Origin of the sequence: Alteromonas sp. Cnat3-28, assembly GCF_022348265.1 — a bacterium.
GTDB lineage: Bacteria > Pseudomonadota > Gammaproteobacteria > Enterobacterales > Alteromonadaceae > Alteromonas > Alteromonas macleodii.
On the sequence record NZ_JAKREY010000008.1, the window covers coordinates 1 to 17,194 of the forward strand.

The 17,194-nt window shown below is 44.6% G+C and carries 12 protein-coding genes and 3 tRNA genes; 2 read left to right on the plus strand and 13 right to left on the minus strand.

Annotation, left to right across the window (positions count from 1 at the left end; all coding sequences use genetic code 11):
* Positions 1-303: 303 nt before the first annotated feature.
* The 13 genes from rpsO to MHM87_RS09840 form a co-directional block, all read right to left on the minus strand.
* Positions 304-573, minus strand: a complete 270-nt coding sequence (gene rpsO, locus MHM87_RS09780; RefSeq protein ID WP_012518257.1) for a 30S ribosomal protein S15 — start codon at positions 571-573, stop codon at positions 304-306.
* A gap of 120 nt (positions 574-693) precedes the next feature.
* Positions 694-1,668, minus strand: coding sequence for a tRNA pseudouridine(55) synthase TruB (gene truB, locus MHM87_RS09785; protein ID WP_014949258.1), 975 nt, complete (start codon positions 1,666-1,668; stop codon positions 694-696).
* A complete protein-coding gene (rbfA, locus tag MHM87_RS09790; RefSeq protein ID WP_014949257.1) occupies positions 1,669-2,070 on the minus strand; it encodes a 30S ribosome-binding factor RbfA in 402 nt (133 codons plus the stop codon).
* 114 nt (positions 2,071-2,184) lie between these two features.
* Positions 2,185-4,791: a translation initiation factor IF-2 gene (gene infB / locus MHM87_RS09795; protein WP_239258856.1), complete on the minus strand. Its 2,607-nt coding sequence runs from the start codon at positions 4,789-4,791 to the stop codon at positions 2,185-2,187.
* A 24-nt stretch (positions 4,792-4,815) separates the two neighbouring features.
* Positions 4,816-6,312, minus strand: a complete 1,497-nt coding sequence (gene nusA, locus MHM87_RS09800; protein WP_014949255.1) for a transcription termination factor NusA — start codon at positions 6,310-6,312, stop codon at positions 4,816-4,818.
* 45 nt (positions 6,313-6,357) lie between these two features.
* A complete protein-coding gene (rimP, locus tag MHM87_RS09805) occupies positions 6,358-6,816 on the minus strand; it encodes a ribosome maturation factor RimP (protein WP_014949254.1) in 459 nt (152 codons plus the stop codon).
* Between the two features lie 377 nt (positions 6,817-7,193).
* Entirely contained in the window at positions 7,194-8,195 is a 1,002-nt protein-coding gene (locus tag MHM87_RS09810; protein WP_239258859.1) for a two-component system response regulator, read from the minus strand.
* A 14-nt stretch (positions 8,196-8,209) separates the two neighbouring features.
* Complete coding sequence (locus MHM87_RS09815) at positions 8,210-11,545, minus strand: MHYT domain-containing protein (protein WP_239258861.1); 3,336 nt, start codon at positions 11,543-11,545, stop codon at positions 8,210-8,212.
* A gap of 182 nt (positions 11,546-11,727) precedes the next feature.
* Positions 11,728-11,804, minus strand: a tRNA-Met gene (locus tag MHM87_RS09820).
* Positions 11,805-11,856: 52 nt separating this feature from the next.
* A tRNA-Met gene (locus tag MHM87_RS09825) sits at positions 11,857-11,933 on the minus strand.
* A 53-nt stretch (positions 11,934-11,986) separates the two neighbouring features.
* Positions 11,987-12,063, minus strand: a tRNA-Met gene (locus tag MHM87_RS09830).
* A gap of 201 nt (positions 12,064-12,264) precedes the next feature.
* Entirely contained in the window at positions 12,265-12,567 is a 303-nt protein-coding gene (locus MHM87_RS09835) for a 4a-hydroxytetrahydrobiopterin dehydratase (protein WP_014949251.1), read from the minus strand.
* 189 nt (positions 12,568-12,756) lie between these two features.
* Positions 12,757-15,462 (minus strand): TonB-dependent receptor, encoded by a 2,706-nt coding sequence (locus MHM87_RS09840; RefSeq protein ID WP_239258863.1) that lies wholly within the window; start codon positions 15,460-15,462, stop codon positions 12,757-12,759.
* A gap of 421 nt (positions 15,463-15,883) precedes the next feature.
* Between MHM87_RS09840 and MHM87_RS09845 the strand changes: the two genes are divergently transcribed.
* A complete protein-coding gene (locus MHM87_RS09845) occupies positions 15,884-16,870 on the plus strand; it encodes a mechanosensitive ion channel family protein (protein ID WP_039229619.1) in 987 nt (328 codons plus the stop codon).
* Positions 16,871-16,887: 17 nt separating this feature from the next.
* Positions 16,888-17,052, plus strand: a complete 165-nt coding sequence (locus MHM87_RS09850; protein ID WP_014949248.1) for an entericidin A/B family lipoprotein — start codon at positions 16,888-16,890, stop codon at positions 17,050-17,052.
* The last annotated feature ends 142 nt before the right edge of the window (positions 17,053-17,194 follow it).

Below are 17,194 nucleotides of genomic sequence, written 5' to 3' on the forward strand. Positions count from 1 at the left end.
TAGCGGGTTCGCAGTTGCCCGTTGGAGGTTTGCTTTGCTAATTGTTTAAAGTCGTCGGCTGTATGCATATCAAAATCACTCGAATATGAATACCACTATTAGATCAAACTTTTAAGACAATTGGTATTATTGCAGATGAGCGGATGTTTGAAGATAAAAAGCAAAACATACCGTCGAACTAACGCGTAGTACAAACACAAGGTTAATTGGCCAGCTTCATACATGTACTAGGGTGTATTGCACTTCGCTGTACATTTTTGCAAAAAAAAAGCACCCATTGGGCGCTTTTCTTGAAACCTAGTCTTATCGACGTAGACCTAGACGCTTGATAAGGTCAAGGTAACGCTCTGCGTTCTTGCCTTTAAGGTAGTCTAGAAGCTTACGACGTTGGCTAACCATACGTAGAAGACCACGACGTGAGTGGTGATCTTTCTTGTGATCAGCAAAGTGACCTTGAAGCTTGTTGATGTTGTGAGTAAGCAAAGCAACTTGAACTTCTGGTGAACCAGTGTCGCCTTCTTTAACGCCGTACTCAGCAATGATTTTTGCGGTTTCTGCTTTAGTTAGTGACATATCATTCTCCTAATATTAATGCTTCGCCGATCACTAATTCAGCAAAGCGGAATGAGCGCCGTATTATAATGACGTTTACAGACTTAGCAAGCCATAAACCGTCTTTATTTACCGTCGCAGCTACAATGGATAAACAACTCGACGTTTTGGGTTAACAAACACTTCTTGTTTAGGGATACCTTGGTCTTTCGGGTCAAGAACCCCTTCCCCTACGCCTAAGAAAATACCACTGGTATCGTCGCCATGGTAAACGCGGTAAGACATGCCTTCACTCAGCGTTTCGCTACAAGTCCCTTTTACAGATTGGCCGTTATCAAAACGGTTTCTTTCAGCGTCGTTAATGGTCACAAAAGGTAAACGACTTACGGCAGTATCCATAGGAATCAATAAGTCATCCAGCGCTTTAAAGTCACCTTCTTCCAGTGATTCCTGAATTTCAATTAACTTGTCCAGCGAGACCATTTTATCCGTAGGATAGTCTGCTACTTCCGTACGGTGTAAGCGAGTCACGTAGGCGCCACAGCCAAGGTTCTGACCTAAATCATCTACGATAGAGCGAATATAGGTGCCTTTGCTGCATTTAATGCGCATTTCTACAAACGGCAGTTCAATACGCAGTACATCCAGTTCATACACTTCAATATCGCGGGGTTCCCGCTCAATTTCTATGCCTTGACGTGCATAGTGATAAAGCGGCTTACCTTGATGTTTAAGCGCTGAGAACATGGATGGAATTTGTTTGCTCTTACCTAAGAACGCCAAACACGCATCACGTACTTGTTCTTCGCTTACATCAACAGGCTTTTCTTCAACCACTTCGCCATCGGCGTCAGACGTGGTGGTGCGAACACCCAGTTGAGCAGTTACCTCGTAGGTCTTTTCTGCATCCAGAAGAAACTGAGAAAACTTCGTAGCTTCCCCCAAGCACAGCGGCAACATGCCACTGGCAAGTGGATCAAGTGCGCCTGTATGCCCAGCCTTCGCAGCTTTGTACAGCCAGCGCACTTTTTGAAGCAGTTGGTTAGATGACCCACCAAGCGGTTTATCAAGCAATACTATGCCGTTAATCTCACGGCCTTTACGACGTCTTGCCATTTACTCCTGCTCTTGTGGATCGTCTTTATCGCGCTTTGACTCATCTTTTGCGATGGTCTGAGACACAAGATTAGAGATACGCATACCTTCAACAATCGACTTATCTTCAAAGAAGTGAAGATCAGGCACTGAGCGCATGCGAATACGTTTAGCTAGAATACTGCGGATAAACTTTTTGTATTCTGCCAGTTGTTTAATTTGCGCTTTACCTTCTTCTTCGGTGCTGTTGTAAATAGTCACAAAGATTTTTGCATGCGCTAGGTCGCGCGACACATCTACGTCAGAAACCGTGATCAAGGGCATGTCGCCAACGCGGTGCTTGTATTCATTTTGCAGAATGCTCGCCACTTCTTTATGGACTTGCTGAGCGACTCTGTCGGTACGTGAAAATTCACGGGCCATTATACTCTCCTTTCCTTATTTAACGCAGGGCATGCGTGAAGCCTGTTTACTGTATACAGACAAAAACGGGAGCACTCGGCCCCCGTTTTTCACATGCCGAATTAACTAAGGCAATTAAATTTCGCGCTTAACCTCAACGATTTCGAAGACCTCGATTTGGTCGCCTACTTTCACGTCGTTGTAGTTCTTAACGCCGATACCACATTCCATACCGTTACGTACTTCTTGTACGTCATCTTTAAAGCGACGCAGTGATTCTAGTTCACCTTCGTAAATTACTACGTTGTCGCGAAGTACACGGATTGGGTTGCTACGCTTAACGTTACCTTCAGTAACCATACAGCCCGCAATTGCGCCCAGTTTCGGTGACTTAAATACGTCACGTACTTCTGCAAGACCAATGATTTCCTGCTTGAATTCTGGTGCAAGCATACCACTCATGGCCGCTTTCACTTCGTCAATTAGGTTATAGATAACGCTGTAGTAACGTAAATCAATTTCTTCAGCTTCTAGTACGCGACGCGCTGTTGCATCGGCACGAACGTTAAAGCCTAGTACGATAGCGCCTGATGCAGCCGCAAGGGTTGCGTCAGTCTCAGTGATACCACCTACACCACTACCTACAATGTTCACTTTTACTTCAGAAGTAGAAAGCTTAACAAGTGATTCAGAAATTGCTTCTACAGAACCCTGTACGTCAGCTTTAAGTACGATGTTAAGTTCGCTAACGTCACCTGATTCCATGTTCGCAAACATGTTTTCAAGTTTCGCTTTCTGCTGACGAGCAAGTTTAAGTTCACGTTTCTTCTGATGACGTTTCGCTGCTACTTCACGCGCTTTACGCTCGTCTTTAACAACGGCTGCGTCTTCACCCGCTACCGGAACACCAGACAGACCAAGTACTTCCACAGGCGTAGAAGGACCAGCAATCTTAATTTCATTACCGTTTTCGTCACGCATTGCACGAACACGGCCGTATTCTTCACCACAAAGTAGAATGTCACCAGCGCGTAATTGGCCTTCTTGAACCAATACAGATGCTACTGGACCACGGCCTTTATCAAGGCGAGATTCAATAACAATACCGCGACCTGGGCCTTCAGCTACTGCTTTAAGGTCTAGAACTTCAGCTTGTAGAACGATAGCTTCAAGCAGTTCGTCTACGCCCATACCTGTTTTCGCAGAAACGTTACAGAACTGGTGCTCACCGCCCCACTCTTCTGAGATAACTTCTAGTTGAGATAGCTCAGTTTTAACGCGATCAGGGTCAGCTGTTTCTTTATCCATTTTGTTCACTGCAACGATAAGAGGTACGCCAGCAGCGCGAGCGTGCTGTACCGCTTCTTTCGTTTGAGGCATTACGCCGTCATCTGCAGCAACAACAAGAATAACGATATCCGTCGCCGTAGCACCACGAGCACGCATTGCGGTAAATGCGGCGTGTCCAGGTGTATCTAGGAACGTGATTTCGCCATTTTCTGTTTCTACTTTATATGCACCAATGTGCTGGGTAATACCACCGGCTTCACCGTCTGCAACTTTCGCGCGACGAATGTAGTCAAGCAATGACGTTTTACCGTGGTCAACGTGACCCATGATGGTTACAACAGGTGCACGTGTGGTTTTTTCACCGCCAGTGCCATCTGCCAACAACTCATCTTCAAGTGCGTTGTCGTTAACAAGTTCGTACTTATGACCCATTTCTTCAATTACTAGTACCGCTGTATCTTGGTCTAGTACTTGGTTAATGGTTGCCATTTCGCCCATCTTCATCATCGTTTTGATAACTTCGTTAGACTTAATTGCAAGTTTGCTTGCAAGTTCGCCAACTGTGATGGTGGCGCCAAGCTTAACTACACGCTCTACAGGTGCTGCTGGCTTGTTAAAGCCTTGCTTAAGATGCTCACCCGCATTTTTCTTCGACTTACGACGACGGCGTGATGAACGCTCAACCTGCATGTCTTCTTCGTCTTCAGCTTCTTGAGCATAACGGTTAGAGTGCAAGTGAACTTCTTCAGCTTCTTCTTTCTTACGACGCTCTTCTTCTTCCTTCCAGCGACGCTCGTTCTCTTCAGCAAGTTTGCGCGCTTCATCAGCCGCTTTCTTCGCGTCTTCTTCAAGCTTCTTCTGCGCTTCTTCTTCTTGCGCTTTGCGCAGACGTTCTTCTTCCTGACGAGCCGCTTCAGCTTCCGCTTTTTCAGCTTCAGTTAGCTCAGGTTCGTCGGCCTTACGTGCTTCAGCTTCTTTTTTCGCTTGTTCCGCACGACGAGCACGCTCTTCTTCAGCAGCTTTCTTCGCTTCTTCAGCTTTACGTGCTTTCTCTTCAGCGGCTTTTTTCGCTTCAGCTGCTACTTTTTCTTCCGCTTCGCGCTTCAGACGTGCTTCTTCTTCAAGACGCTTCGCCTCTTCTTCTGCTTGACGCTGCTGTTCTTCAACATCGCTACGCTTGACGTAAGTGCGCTTTTTACGTACTTCTACTTTCACTTCTTTAGACTTACCAACACTTAGCGTGCTGGTTGTCTTACGCTTAAGTGTCATACGTGTCGGTTCAGCTGCGCTGCCGTGTTGCTTACTTAAATGATCCAATAGTTTTTGTTTCTCGTCTTCGTTTACCTGATCGCCGGCATTCTTAGTGATACCCGCGTCTTTAAACTGGCCAACCAATCGGTCAACGGTCGTACCAATGTCGCTGGCGAGCTTTTCAATAGATACATCTGCCATTACGTAATTTTCCCCCTGTTGACCTTACTCTTCTTCACTGAACCATACGATATTACGAGCCGCCATGATTAACGCACCGGCTTTCTCTTCGTCTAGTTCATCGATATCACTGATATCATCGGTACCTTGTTCTGCTAATTCTTCCAGGTCGGTAACACCGCGGCTGGCCAACACATAGGCCACGTGTTTACTCATACCTTCAAGATTTAATAAGGCTTCTGTAGGCTCTGCACCTTCAAGCGATTCTTCGTTCGCCAGTGCACGCGTGGTTAGGAAAGCGCGCGCTCTGTTGCGCAACTCTTCAACCATTTCTTCATCTAACCCTTCAACCGCTAAAAGCTCACTTGCAGGCACGTATGCCACTTCTTCTAACGTTGTAAAGCCCTCATCTACCAAGACAGACGCGAATTCTTCGTCAATGTCCAAACCAGCAGTAAATAGATCAAGTACCTTCGCGTTTTCTTCTTCGTGCTTCTTGTTGAGATCTTCAACCGTCATCACGTTAAGTTCCCAGCCTGTAAGCTGGCTAGCTAGGCGAACGTTTTGACCACTACGGCCAATTGCCTGTGCTAGGTTGTCTGCTTCAACCGCTACGTCCATGCTGTTGCTGTCTTCATCAACAACGATTGACGCCACTTCGGCGGGAGCCATAGCATTGATAACGAATTGCGCTGGGTTTTCGTCCCATAACACGATATCAACACGTTCACCGCCAAGTTCCCCTGATACGGCTTGTACACGTGAACCACGCATACCAACACACGCACCAACTGGGTCTAAGCGTTTGTCATTAGTTTTAACTGCAATTTTCGCACGAGAGCCTGGATCACGAGCCGCAGATTTAATTTCTAGTGTTTCTTCCGCAATTTCTGGTACTTCCAGACGGAAAAGCTCAACTAGCATGTCTGGGTGCGTACGGCTAATAAATAGCTGTGCGCCACGAGCTTCTGGACGAATCACGTAAAGAAGACCACGTACACGGTCACCCGGGCGGAACGTTTCGCGAGGAAGCATGTCATCGCGGTAGATAACACCTTCAGCGTTGTTACCTAAGTCGATGATGATGTTGTCACGGTTTACTTTCTTAACCGTACCAGTAACCAATTCACCTACTTTATCTTCGTACTCAGCAATCATTTGCTGACGCTCAGCTTCACGTACTTTTTGTACGATCACTTGCTTAGCGGTCTGCGTAGTTATGCGGTCGAATTTAATAGATTCAATCTGTTCTTCCACATAATCGCCGAGTTGTATCTCTGGTTCGTCGATTTGTGCAGCAGAAATCGTAATTTCAGCAAATGGGTTTTCCTGTTCTTGATCATCAGGGATAACCAACCAGCGACGGAATGTATCAAAGTCACCAGACGTTCTGTCGATGCTTACACGAACTTCAATTTCGCCTTCGTTTTTCTTTTTTGTTGCACTAGCGATCGCAAACTCTAGCGCTTCAAAAATTTTCTCTCTAGGCACTTGTTTTTCATTTGAAACGGCTTCCGCCACTAACAAAATTTCTTTATTCATTTTCGCCTCTCTTTTGCTTTCGTCGATGAAAGCAGAGCTGTTCCGTTAATCGAACGTGGGAACAACGTTACCTTTTTCGATATTCGCCACAGCTAACTGGAACTGCTGGCCATCCACTTCAATACTTACGATGCCATTTTCGCACGCGAGTACTTTGCCTTTAAAATTACGTCTGTCATCCATTGGCATAGACAAACGAATTTGAACCACTTCACCCACAGACTCGATATAGTGCTTCTCTTTGAAAAGCGGTCTGTCCATACCCGGTGATGACACTTCCAAGTTGTATTCAGTGCTAATTGGATCTTCAACGTCCAAAATTGCGCTAACCTGATGACTTACATCTGCACAATCATCAACGGTAATACCGTTTTCATGATCAATAAAAACGCGAAGAATAGAATGCTTCCCCGCTCGTACAAACTCGATCCCAACCAACTCAAAACCCAGTGCTTCAACACCTGGCTCTAGCATTTCGGTTAGTTTCTCTTCAAGTTTTGCCAATGCAAACCTCCAAAAACGAAAAAAGGGCCTAAAGCCCACCTGTCATCACCCGGCTCAGCGAGGCTGACTCCAGGTTTTAATACAACAAAAAGCCCCGGACTAGCGGGGCTTTTATTAAAATTCTGAACCCATACCTACCAACAAGGGCAGTTGCAAACCTATGGGTAAAACCACCGTTAGGTGATAGCTTGCTAATGATAAGTGCGTTACTTTCCTGTACTGAGGGAGCCCGCTCTAATCACTTAATGAGTACATTATACGTATAGCCGTCGCATTAAGCAACAGCCAATAGGCGCAGACACTGGAGGGGGTCGATCTTTTCTGTGCAAAATTCGGCCAGCATGAAAGTATTTTAATTGCGGTTTAGTCCAGCAGACTTAGTCTTCGTCTTTAAATGTCGCTTTAATATCAAGAATTTTAGGCATAATTTCTATCATCAAATCGACAAGTCTGGGTTCGAAATGCTTTCCCTTTTGGCTTTGAAGAAAATCTATCGTTTTTTCAATACTCCAGGCGTCTTTATAAGGACGTTTGCTGGTTAAGGCATCAAACACGTCTGCAATGGCGCAAATTCGCCCCTCAATGGGAATATCTTCACCCGCAAGCCCTTTAGGATAGCCTGACCCGTCCCATTTTTCATGGTGGGTAAGCGAAACAGACTTTGCAACTTTCAACAACAAAGAATCGCCGCAATCACCAATGATTTCCGCACCAATCTCAGGGTGGTTTTTCATGGTGGCAAACTCTTCGTCTGTCAGCTTCCCTGGTTTCAACATTATACTATCAGCAATACCAATTTTGCCGATGTCGTGCATCGGTGCAGCATGAAGCAGAATTTCAGCCTGTTTATCTGTAAGTCCATAGGCAAGCGCAAGTTCTTTCGAATAATGGCTCATGCGCATGACATGCATGCCCGTCTCATTGTCTTTATATTCCGCCGCTCTACCTAAACGCTGTACAACTTGTAAACGGCTATCAAGTAGCTCGTCAGCTTGCACCAAACTGAGGTGGGTTTTAACCCGCGCTTTTACGATGGCCGGAGATATAGGCTTAGTAATGTAGTCCACAGCGCCCGCTTCGAAGCCTTCCGTTTCTTCGTGTTCATCATTTAAGGCGGTGACGAATATAACGGGAATGTGCCTTGTATCTGCTTGCTGTTTAAGCTGGCGGCATACTTCAAAACCCGTCAGTCCTGGCATCATAACGTCAAGCAATATCAAATTTGGCTGTCTAGTCTCAGTGAGCTTTAGCGCTTCTTCGCCATTTCTCGCAAAAATAAGCTGATAATCATTAGCGAGAAGTTGCTTTAAAACCCTTAGGTTTACTGGCTCATCGTCAACGAGTAATAAAGTAGGTTTTGTAATTTCAATGTTTAACATGCCGCGTCTCTTGGCTACTTTAATTCTTGTATCAGTGTAGAGATGCGCTCATGCGCCAACTCGAACTCAAAATCATCGATATCTAAGAGAATTTGAGTTATTTGTTCTTTGTGACTAGAACACCCAACTTCGCGTAAAAATGACAATTCATCATCATCTACCATGTTATGCTCTACACTATCGAGCATAGCCTCCAAATGACTCAGCAGCAATGCATTATCGATACTTTCATTAATGGCATTTTCGGCATACAGTGGTGATTTGCCAAGCATCAACTCGATTTTATCTAAGGCATCACGAAGACGGTTAACGTCTTCAATATTCACCTCTGACTTTAGAGCCTGAGCTTCAATCTCCCTGGTCGTATGATAGAAGGTGGTTAAGCAAAGATTACCCGATGTACCCTTTAAACCATGTGATAGTGCAGCAACCGCTTTATAGTCTTCGCGAATTGCAGCCCCCATTAAGTCGTCGACTTTATCCCTGCAGGTAGTAGAAAATTTATCCACCTCTTGTAGGACGGCCTCTTCACTCCCCCATAAATCGACGGCCTTCTTCAAATCCAACACGTTTTTATCAACTTTAAGCGCAGATGCTGGGGCATTTACTTCTAATGTGTCTGGTACCGAGTCGACCTGAAGCGTATCTATGTTAAGCACGCGAGCAATCTCGTCCATCAATTGAGGGAAATCGACGGGCTTGTTGGCGAACCCTTCCATTCCCGCCTGCTGCGCGGCATGTTTGTCCTGTACTAACACGCTAGCAGTCAGCGCAATAATGGGCGTAGGTGGTAAGCTATTTTCTTTTTCAAACTCTCGACGCTTTTTGGCTGCTTCTAGGCCATCTAACTTAGGCATCTGTAAATCCATCAGCACCACGTCAAACGACTTAGCGCGCATTTTATCTAATGCAATCTGTCCATCTGTTGCCGTTTCTACACTGTGGCCAGCGCGTTTTAGCAGCAACGAAAGCAACTCAAGGTTTTGCTGCACATCGTCAACAATCAGTACGGTTAACGAGGTTTCAATGCGTACTGCTTTCGATGAGAGCTCACTAGATACATAATCATCAATTTCTACAACTTCTAGAGGAAGCCTGAAAGTAAAGGTCGTTCCTTTACCTTTTTCGCTAGTTGCACAAATATTACCGCCCATCAGTTCAACTAACTGCTTGGAAATAGTTGTACCCAGCCCTGTGCCGCCGTACTTTCGACTCATCGATGCATCTGCTTGAGAGAACGGATCGAATACTCTTTCTACTTGCTCTTGCGTCATACCAATACCGGTATCTGTCACGTCAAAATAGACATACTTTTCATCACTTTTGACATTAATAGTCACTTCACCCTCGTGAGTGAATTTAACGGCGTTGCCTATCAAATTGTTAAGTACTTGTCGCATTCGCTCCGGTACACCTCTGTATCCGTTAGCTACCGAATCATCGACATTAAGTACAAGTCCAACTTTTTTGCGTTTGGCTTCTAACCAAAATGTTGAAATAACCAAATCCAACTCTTCGCGAATAAGGAAATCGCGATAATCTAAATCAAGCTTGCCTTTATCTAACTTCGCACTATCAAGTATGTCATTAAGAAGATGCAGCAATGAGCGTGCGGAACGGTTTATCGTGGTTAAGTGAGATTTCTGCTCTTCGCGTAGCGCTTCTCCCAACATAAGGTCGCTAAAACCTATAATTGCATTCATAGGCGTACGGATTTCGTGACTCATATTAGCAAGAAATGCGGTGCGCGCAGCGGCAGCTTGCTCAGCATTTTCCTTCGCCGCTTTTAGTTCATTTTCCATCACTTTTCTATGTGTTATGTCAGATATGAAGCCGTCTACATAGAGTACCATGCCATCATCGTCTTTAACCTGCACTCCATGCTCGATAACCCACTTCACCTCTCCAGATTTCGCGACAATTCTATATTCATATGAAAATGCGCCTTCATCAGGACTAATAGATGATAGGCGCTCTACATCACTAGGATGGTAAAGATCGGCGAAAGAGCGCTTCGGATTAGGCAGTATAAAATCTTCAGGCGGGTATCCGGTTACTTCTATTACTGCATCACTAATAAATACCATGGGCCACCCTGGCATACTTAAACAGCGATAAGCCATACCAGGAATATTTGAGATAAGACTTCTAAATTTAGCTTCGCTCTCGCGCAATGCATCTTCCATTTCCTTGCGTTTACGTAAATCAGAAGCGAAAGAGACAAAAACGGGTTTTCCATCAATTTTTGTGTAGCCGACACCTAGGCGCACTGGTATACGCTCACCATCTTTGCGAAGTACTTCTACTTCTCTTCCCGTACCAATAATTTGCACAGTTGGCACTACTCGCTGACTGAAGAAGTCATCACCGAATAAATGGCGTCTTTCAGGAGTTATTATCTCAGATGCGTGCATACCAATTATTTCTTGCTGGGTATAGCCATAGATACGCTCAACGGAGGGGTTAGCGGTTTTGATAATGCCTTTTTCATCTACCGTCAGAATGGCGTCGACCGCGGTATCGGTGATAGCACTTTGAATTCGCTCACTTTCAATGGCGCGTACCATTACATCGCGATATTTAAACAGAAGACTAATGCCCAATACCGTGGTAATTAATACCAACGTAACGATAGCAATCGAAATTGCTAGAAAAACAGCAATATCTGACGACTGGTTCGACGTTTCCATTCCTGGTGGCAATACAAATCTTGCTGCCGCCATCCCCGTATAGTGCATACCAGAAATAGCCAGTCCCATGACGATACTTGCAAGTAATACATGTTTTCCTAACAGCTTTTTACTTTTCGTAGCAGCTGTAATGCCGAATTTAATCCACAGCGAGAGCATGGCTAAACACACAGCTACCACAATAGAAAGAGCAAACATACCGAGGTCATAACGAAGAAGCGGTGCCATTTCCATAGCGGCCATACCACTATAGTGCATGGTGCCAATACCGGCACCTACCAGTACACCGCCTATCATTATTTCAGCGAGGCTAATACGGGACTTAGTTAAAAGGTGAAGCGCCACCCAAGCAGCGGCAAACCCGGGAACGGCAGAGAGCCCAGTAATGAGTGGATCATAGTCAACGGGCAGACATAAATCAAAAGCGGTCATCCCTAAGAAATGCATAGACCAAATACCACCGCCTAATGCAACGCTGCCGGTGCCTAATAAGGTATTTCGTCGAAGTTTGTGTTCGGTGATCGCGGCTTGCCCTGCCACATTAAACGCCATATATGAAGCAAACACAGCCACCATAAGCGATAGAATGACCAAAGGAACATGATAAGCACCTTCTATTAAGGTGGCGTGTTCTTCAAAAGTAAAAAAACGGGATATCATAACGCGGCCATACTACCTATTAATCTAATTTCTAATGGTGCGACAGCTATAACTTAGCACATTCACATATGAAGTGCGGTTATCAATTCGTAGCAATTAATTCAAGATTATCGTGTAAAACAAGAAGTCAAAGTGTTTTTTTGCTGAAAAGAAAAAACCCAGCAAAAGCTGGGTTTTTAAAGTGGTTGCGGGAGCAGGATTTGAACCTACGACCTTCGGGTTATGAGCCCGACGAGCTACCAGACTGCTCCATCCCGCGACTGTACGGTAAAGCTTGCGATTGCAATGCTTTGTAATTCTGGTTTTCAAATTGGTTGCGGGAGCAGGATTTGAACCTACGACCTTCGGGTTATGAGCCCGACGAGCTACCAGACTGCTCCATCCCGCGCTTGTACGGTAAAGCCTGCCTTTGCAATGCTTTTAAATTCTGGTTATTTTCTGTGGTTGCGGGAGCAGGATTTGAACCTACGACCTTCGGGTTATGAGCCCGACGAGCTACCAGACTGCTCCATCCCGCGCCAGAAAATTATTGTTGTAAGCGCGTCATTTAATGCCTCGCTTCAACGTGGTGCGTATTATACATAGGGACTTTCGCAACACAAGTACCAGCATGCGAAATATTTCATTTTTCTGACTGTTAGCGGTTTAATTGACCAACATGAACAAAGTTAATACGAATTAACCGATTTTCAGCTCCTATTTACACACGTAGATTCAAGCTATTTAAATTTTTCCATTTTTTCAGCCAACGAAAAATCTAATTCTGTGAGCCCACCAGCGTCGTGCGTAGTCAATGTTACTTCTACTTTATTATAAACATTGAACCACTCCGGATGATGCTTTAGCTTTTCCGCCCAAATCGCAATTTGAGACATCCACCCAAAAGCTCGGATAAAGCTCTTAAACATAAACGTCTTTTTGATAGTGTCTCCACTTTGCTCCCATGGTGTGTCATCGGAAACCAGTTCATTGAGCGCTTTCAATTTTTCGTTAATTTCATTATCAGACAGCTTCGTCGCCATTCTTATCTCCTTCAATCACTGATTATTACGTAAAAACCTTACCTACTACGGGATACTTTAATCGATTGGTTTAACATTAGAAGAGATTGGAGACAAAATCACAAAGAGGAATGGAGGCTAAGGTTTACAAAAGGCCACCCTTTAACTTCTATAGTCAAAGGGTGGCGATACTTCTACCTTATTAACAGATTAGAACTCGATAGCTAAGCGCGCATAGATTTGACGACCTCGTGGATCGTGAACCTTAGAGTCAAACCCGCTGTTAGTGAATAGCTGTGGAGGCTCTTCGTCGAACATGTTAATTGCGCCTAACGTCAACACATAACTTTGTTCTGTATCATATAAGCCGCCTAAGTCGATGTTGTATTGAGCATCTACCGTCAAGTGACTATCCACTTCGTAAAAGCCACCTGAACAACCACCCACGTTTGCAGTACCGTCCGCGCAATTTTGATCATCATCATATGATGAGATATAGCGAAGGAAGATATTGGCTGCATGGATATCGTTTTGCCAAGCCAGTCCCAAGTTCGCGCGCAATTCAGGAGAAGACACACCAATGTTATTGAAGTTACGGCGTCCAGCACCATCAATGTTTCCTGCCTGTGGGTCCATCAAGTCATACTTAGTGATGTAGGTCGCATTCAACGTAGGTGTAAAGTTACCGAAGTCTGTCTCTATTTTATAACTGGTTACAAAATCAATACCCGATGTTTCCATAGAACTCGCGTTAACATACGTGTTATTTACTTGAAGAACAGGCCCAGTCATCGGGTCTCCAGCACGGATAACGCGGTCTGGATTAGTCGGGTCTTCATTTAGTACCGCCTGCGCGTTCTCTTGAATGATTAGGTCTTCAAACTCGAAATTCCAATAATCAACTTCAACAGAAAAGTCTCTGAAAGGCTCGTATGAGAAGCCAATATTATAGGCTGTCGACTCTTCGGGTTTTAGCTCTTCATTACCCGATGTTCTAACAGCCACAAATGCCGTAGCACCTTGAACGGGGTCAATAAGCTGTTGCAACGACGTTGCGCCACCTTGTGCTAAGAACACTGTTGGCGCTCTAAACGACGTAGATATCGAGCCGCGAAGTGAAAACTCATCAGTCGCACGCCACGATATCGCTAACTTTGGATCCACCGTACTTCCAATGGTACCGCCGTAATCTTCATAACGAACCGCTAGTTGAACATCTAACTCGTCATTTATTGGTAATGCAAGTTCACCGAACGCTGCCCATACATCCTGGCTACCATCAATATCAGGGTTGCCGATAACGAATGTGAAACTGTCTTGGTTAGCAAGATCATCGTAATCTTGGCTAAGCTGGTTTTCACGATATTGAACACCCAAAGCTAACGCCGCAAAGCCACCGCCCATTTCGAACACATCAAACGATGTAATCGCTTCGAAAACTTCAAGGTCCGCTTTAGAGTCAATCACTTCGGTTCCCGTAAAGGAGCTAACCACATAATCAGAGTTAGGTGCCGTTGTGTAAGACGTTGCAAATGGATTGAAGAATTCGCAATCCCCTACCCCTGGCGTTCCTGCGATAGGATCACAATTAGAGCCACCTAGACCGTATAGCGCAAGCTGAAACTCGGTATTTAGTACGTCAGGAACCCTAAATACAAAATCGTTAACCGCACGTGTATAGCTTACTTCCCAGAACCCAGTATCTGTCACACCTTGTAAACTGGTGCTAAAGCGAAAGGTATCTGATTCGGTATTAGCTGGGTCACCAGGGAAGCCGTTACCTTCAGCGCGGCCGAAGAAAGCAACAGGCTGACCAAATGGATTCTGCGGATGGTAATCCGGAACAATTGGAGAGGTTAAAATTGGGAAGCTCGGTGCTCCACCACGTTCTGCACGGTTTCTCGCTAAACTGAATTCAGCCGACCATGTAATATCGTTATCGAACTCGTAGTCTGCACGTACATAAGCATTTGTTCGGCTCTCATCGGCAACATATGAATAGAATTTACCGAAATCAAAACCGCAAAAACCAATTTCTAAACCTGGCACTGTACCACTTGGCGCAAGTAAATCGGGTGCGCCACCAAACTCCTCACATCCGTAAGGGTCGATAATAGGCAGTGCCCCTGCACCTGGGATATTTAAGAAGAAAGAGCCTGGGTTACCCAGAGCACTTGTATCGTCTTGGGGACGACTTAGTCGTCTATCGCTGAGAAAAAGCGGCGAACGGTTGGTATAGCTTATCGCCGCTAGTACGCTTCCGTTATCTCCGGTTGCACCCCATAAACCTTGTAAAATGTATTCTTTGTTGTCGCCATGCGCACCATCTTGATAGTCAAGGCTTACCATTGCTCCGTCATAATTGCGTTTGGTGATAAAGTTAACGACACCTGCAACGGCATCAGAACCATATAGAGCCGACGCACCATCTTTAACTACTTCCATACGATCAATGGCAATCATCGGTACAAGCGAACTGGTATCGACGAAGTTCAGGCCTTCGTTCGTTGGTTGCGCTGTAACGACCTGACGCTTATTGTTAAGTAAAACCAGAGTAGACGCTACGCCTAAACCACGAAGGTTAATATTCGACGTACCCGCTGTTGCGTTTTGCGTAAATGCATCCGGGTTGTTTTCAGCACCCGTGTTAATAGTGAGTGTTTGTGTAATATCCGCAATATTCTTTGCGCCAATCGCGTCGATAGCCACGCTATCTACCACGGCTAGTGGAGAAGGAGATTCGAAGTTTTCGCTACGGCGAACAAAACTACCGGTAACCAAAATGAGTTCTACGTCTTTCTTAGCTTCTTGCTCACTTTCAACGTCTGCTTCTTGGGCTGATGCGATATAAGGAGAGCAAAATAAAGCAGTACCGACCATTGCCGCCACTGCTGTCTTACGCGTTTTAAATTTCATAGTGTGATTCCAAATCTGGGCTTATCACTACCGGCATTACTACCCACACTTTCCGCTAGCGACAGGCTGTTCGATTTCGTGTTGTTATTGTCTGAGGCCATGAACAAATATTGACCTACGCAATTGATACTATGCTTGAATCCCACCCTTGTAAATTTATTGTAAATAATATATTTACATTAATTTTACACATGGTCTGACCAGATATTCTCTAGGATAAATAGAAGGCTCTCCGCTGAATTTAGCAACATCTCAATTGGGAATATGTTTCCCAATTAGGGAAATTTATTCATTACGCTAGATTGTTCGCACACGTCAAAACTCAGCCATACCCTATAATTTTCAATATGTTACAAGATTTCTTTGAAAGGAATGATTCTTGAAACATCAGGAACACTTTATATGAAGGTGCACGAGGTCAATGGAGTTTCCAAAAATAGATGAGGTTTATAAATTACTCAGCGAAAAGCTAGAGTCTTGGGTAGAAGGCGGCATTACGCTTCTACCTAATATTGTTGTCGCATTTTTTATTGCAATAGCCTTTGGCATTATCGCCAAAGTGATCGGCAACGTTGCTGGCAAGATTATGCGCAGAACGTTTGAGTCTCGACAAATTGCAAGCCTCCTCACCTCGATAATCAAATCTATCGTTTTAATAGCGGGAATTTTCATTGCGCTAGACTTTGTTGGCCTCAAAGGTACTGTTACCTCTTTACTTGCAGGCGCAGGTATTGTCGGGTTGGCCATTGGTTTTGCGTTTCAGGACATGACGGAAAACTTCATTGCCGGTGTGGCCATGGGAATTCGAAAACCCTTTGAGATTGGCGACGTCATTGAGGCAGAAGGTGTATTTGGTAACGTGAAGGAAATAAACCTTAGAAACACCTTAGTTGAAACCTTTTATGGCCAACTTGAAGTTATACCCAACAAGATACTTTTCCGAAATATATTGACCAATTATTCATATCTTGGTTATCGAAGAATAGAGGTCCCTGTAGGTATTTCTTACGCTGATGATATAGAAGAAGCCGCTAAAGTTATTACGGATGCTATGAATGAAAAAGATTATGTCATCAAAAAAGAAGAGACCGCGGTTTACGCAGAGTCTTTTGGCGATTCAAGTATCAACCTATTACTGTGGTTTTGGATTCGATATCCAGGAGAGCCTGGATTTATGGTCGTACGCCACGACGCGATCAGTACAGTAAAAACGGTATTAGAAGAAAACGATATTCTTATTCCTTTCCCTATCAGAACATTGGATTTCAATGCCAAAGGGGGAGATAAGCTTAATAGCATGCTTAAAAAGCAGGATGAGAGAAGTCCAAGTAAAGGTAATACAAATTCATCAACTGAGCAGTCTGATGTGAAAGCGGGTGATAACCCTGAGCAACCCGCAGAAGAATGAAACTAACGGAGATGCAAATGGAAATGTTAAATTCAAAAACACTTAAACACGCTTTTTTAGTACTTATACTCGCAGCCAGTTTTGGGAGTTTAGGCGGTTGTGCAACAGTTGAAGGGGCCGGTAAAGATATTCAAAGTGCTGGAGAAGCCATTGAAGAAGGTGCCGAGGAAGCGTCTAACTAACTAGTTTCTGTCGACATAGGTCTTGCCGATAAAGTACGACCGTGTAGGTAAAAGCCTGACGATTGCTAAACTTGACCCTGTTGACTTTTGCTATATATCAAAGGTCAACCAACGCCAGCATCTCAGGCTTTTTTTATTTTGT

What these genes read in the sequence shown, in the direction of transcription:
- rpsO (WP_012518257.1), bottom strand. Translation starts at nt 573, where the DNA reads ATGTCACTAACTAAAGCAGAAACCGCAAAAATCATTGCTGAGTACGGC.
- truB (WP_014949258.1), bottom strand. Translation starts at nt 1,668, where the DNA reads ATGGCAAGACGTCGTAAAGGCCGTGAGATTAACGGCATAGTATTGCTT.
- rbfA (WP_014949257.1), bottom strand. Translation starts at nt 2,070, where the DNA reads ATGGCCCGTGAATTTTCACGTACCGACAGAGTCGCTCAGCAAGTCCAT.
- infB (WP_239258856.1), bottom strand. Translation starts at nt 4,791, where the DNA reads ATGGCAGATGTATCTATTGAAAAGCTCGCCAGCGACATTGGTACGACC.
- nusA (WP_014949255.1), bottom strand. Translation starts at nt 6,312, where the DNA reads ATGAATAAAGAAATTTTGTTAGTGGCGGAAGCCGTTTCAAATGAAAAA.
- MHM87_RS09810 (WP_239258859.1), bottom strand. Translation starts at nt 8,195, where the DNA reads ATGTTAAACATTGAAATTACAAAACCTACTTTATTACTCGTTGACGAT.
- MHM87_RS09815 (WP_239258861.1), bottom strand. Translation starts at nt 11,545, where the DNA reads ATGATATCCCGTTTTTTTACTTTTGAAGAACACGCCACCTTAATAGAA.
- MHM87_RS09835 (WP_014949251.1), bottom strand. Translation starts at nt 12,567, where the DNA reads ATGGCGACGAAGCTGTCTGATAATGAAATTAACGAAAAATTGAAAGCG.
- MHM87_RS09840 (WP_239258863.1), bottom strand. Translation starts at nt 15,462, where the DNA reads ATGAAATTTAAAACGCGTAAGACAGCAGTGGCGGCAATGGTCGGTACT.
- MHM87_RS09845 (WP_039229619.1), top strand. Translation starts at nt 15,884, where the DNA reads ATGGAGTTTCCAAAAATAGATGAGGTTTATAAATTACTCAGCGAAAAG.
- MHM87_RS09850 (WP_014949248.1), top strand. Translation starts at nt 16,888, where the DNA reads ATGGAAATGTTAAATTCAAAAACACTTAAACACGCTTTTTTAGTACTT.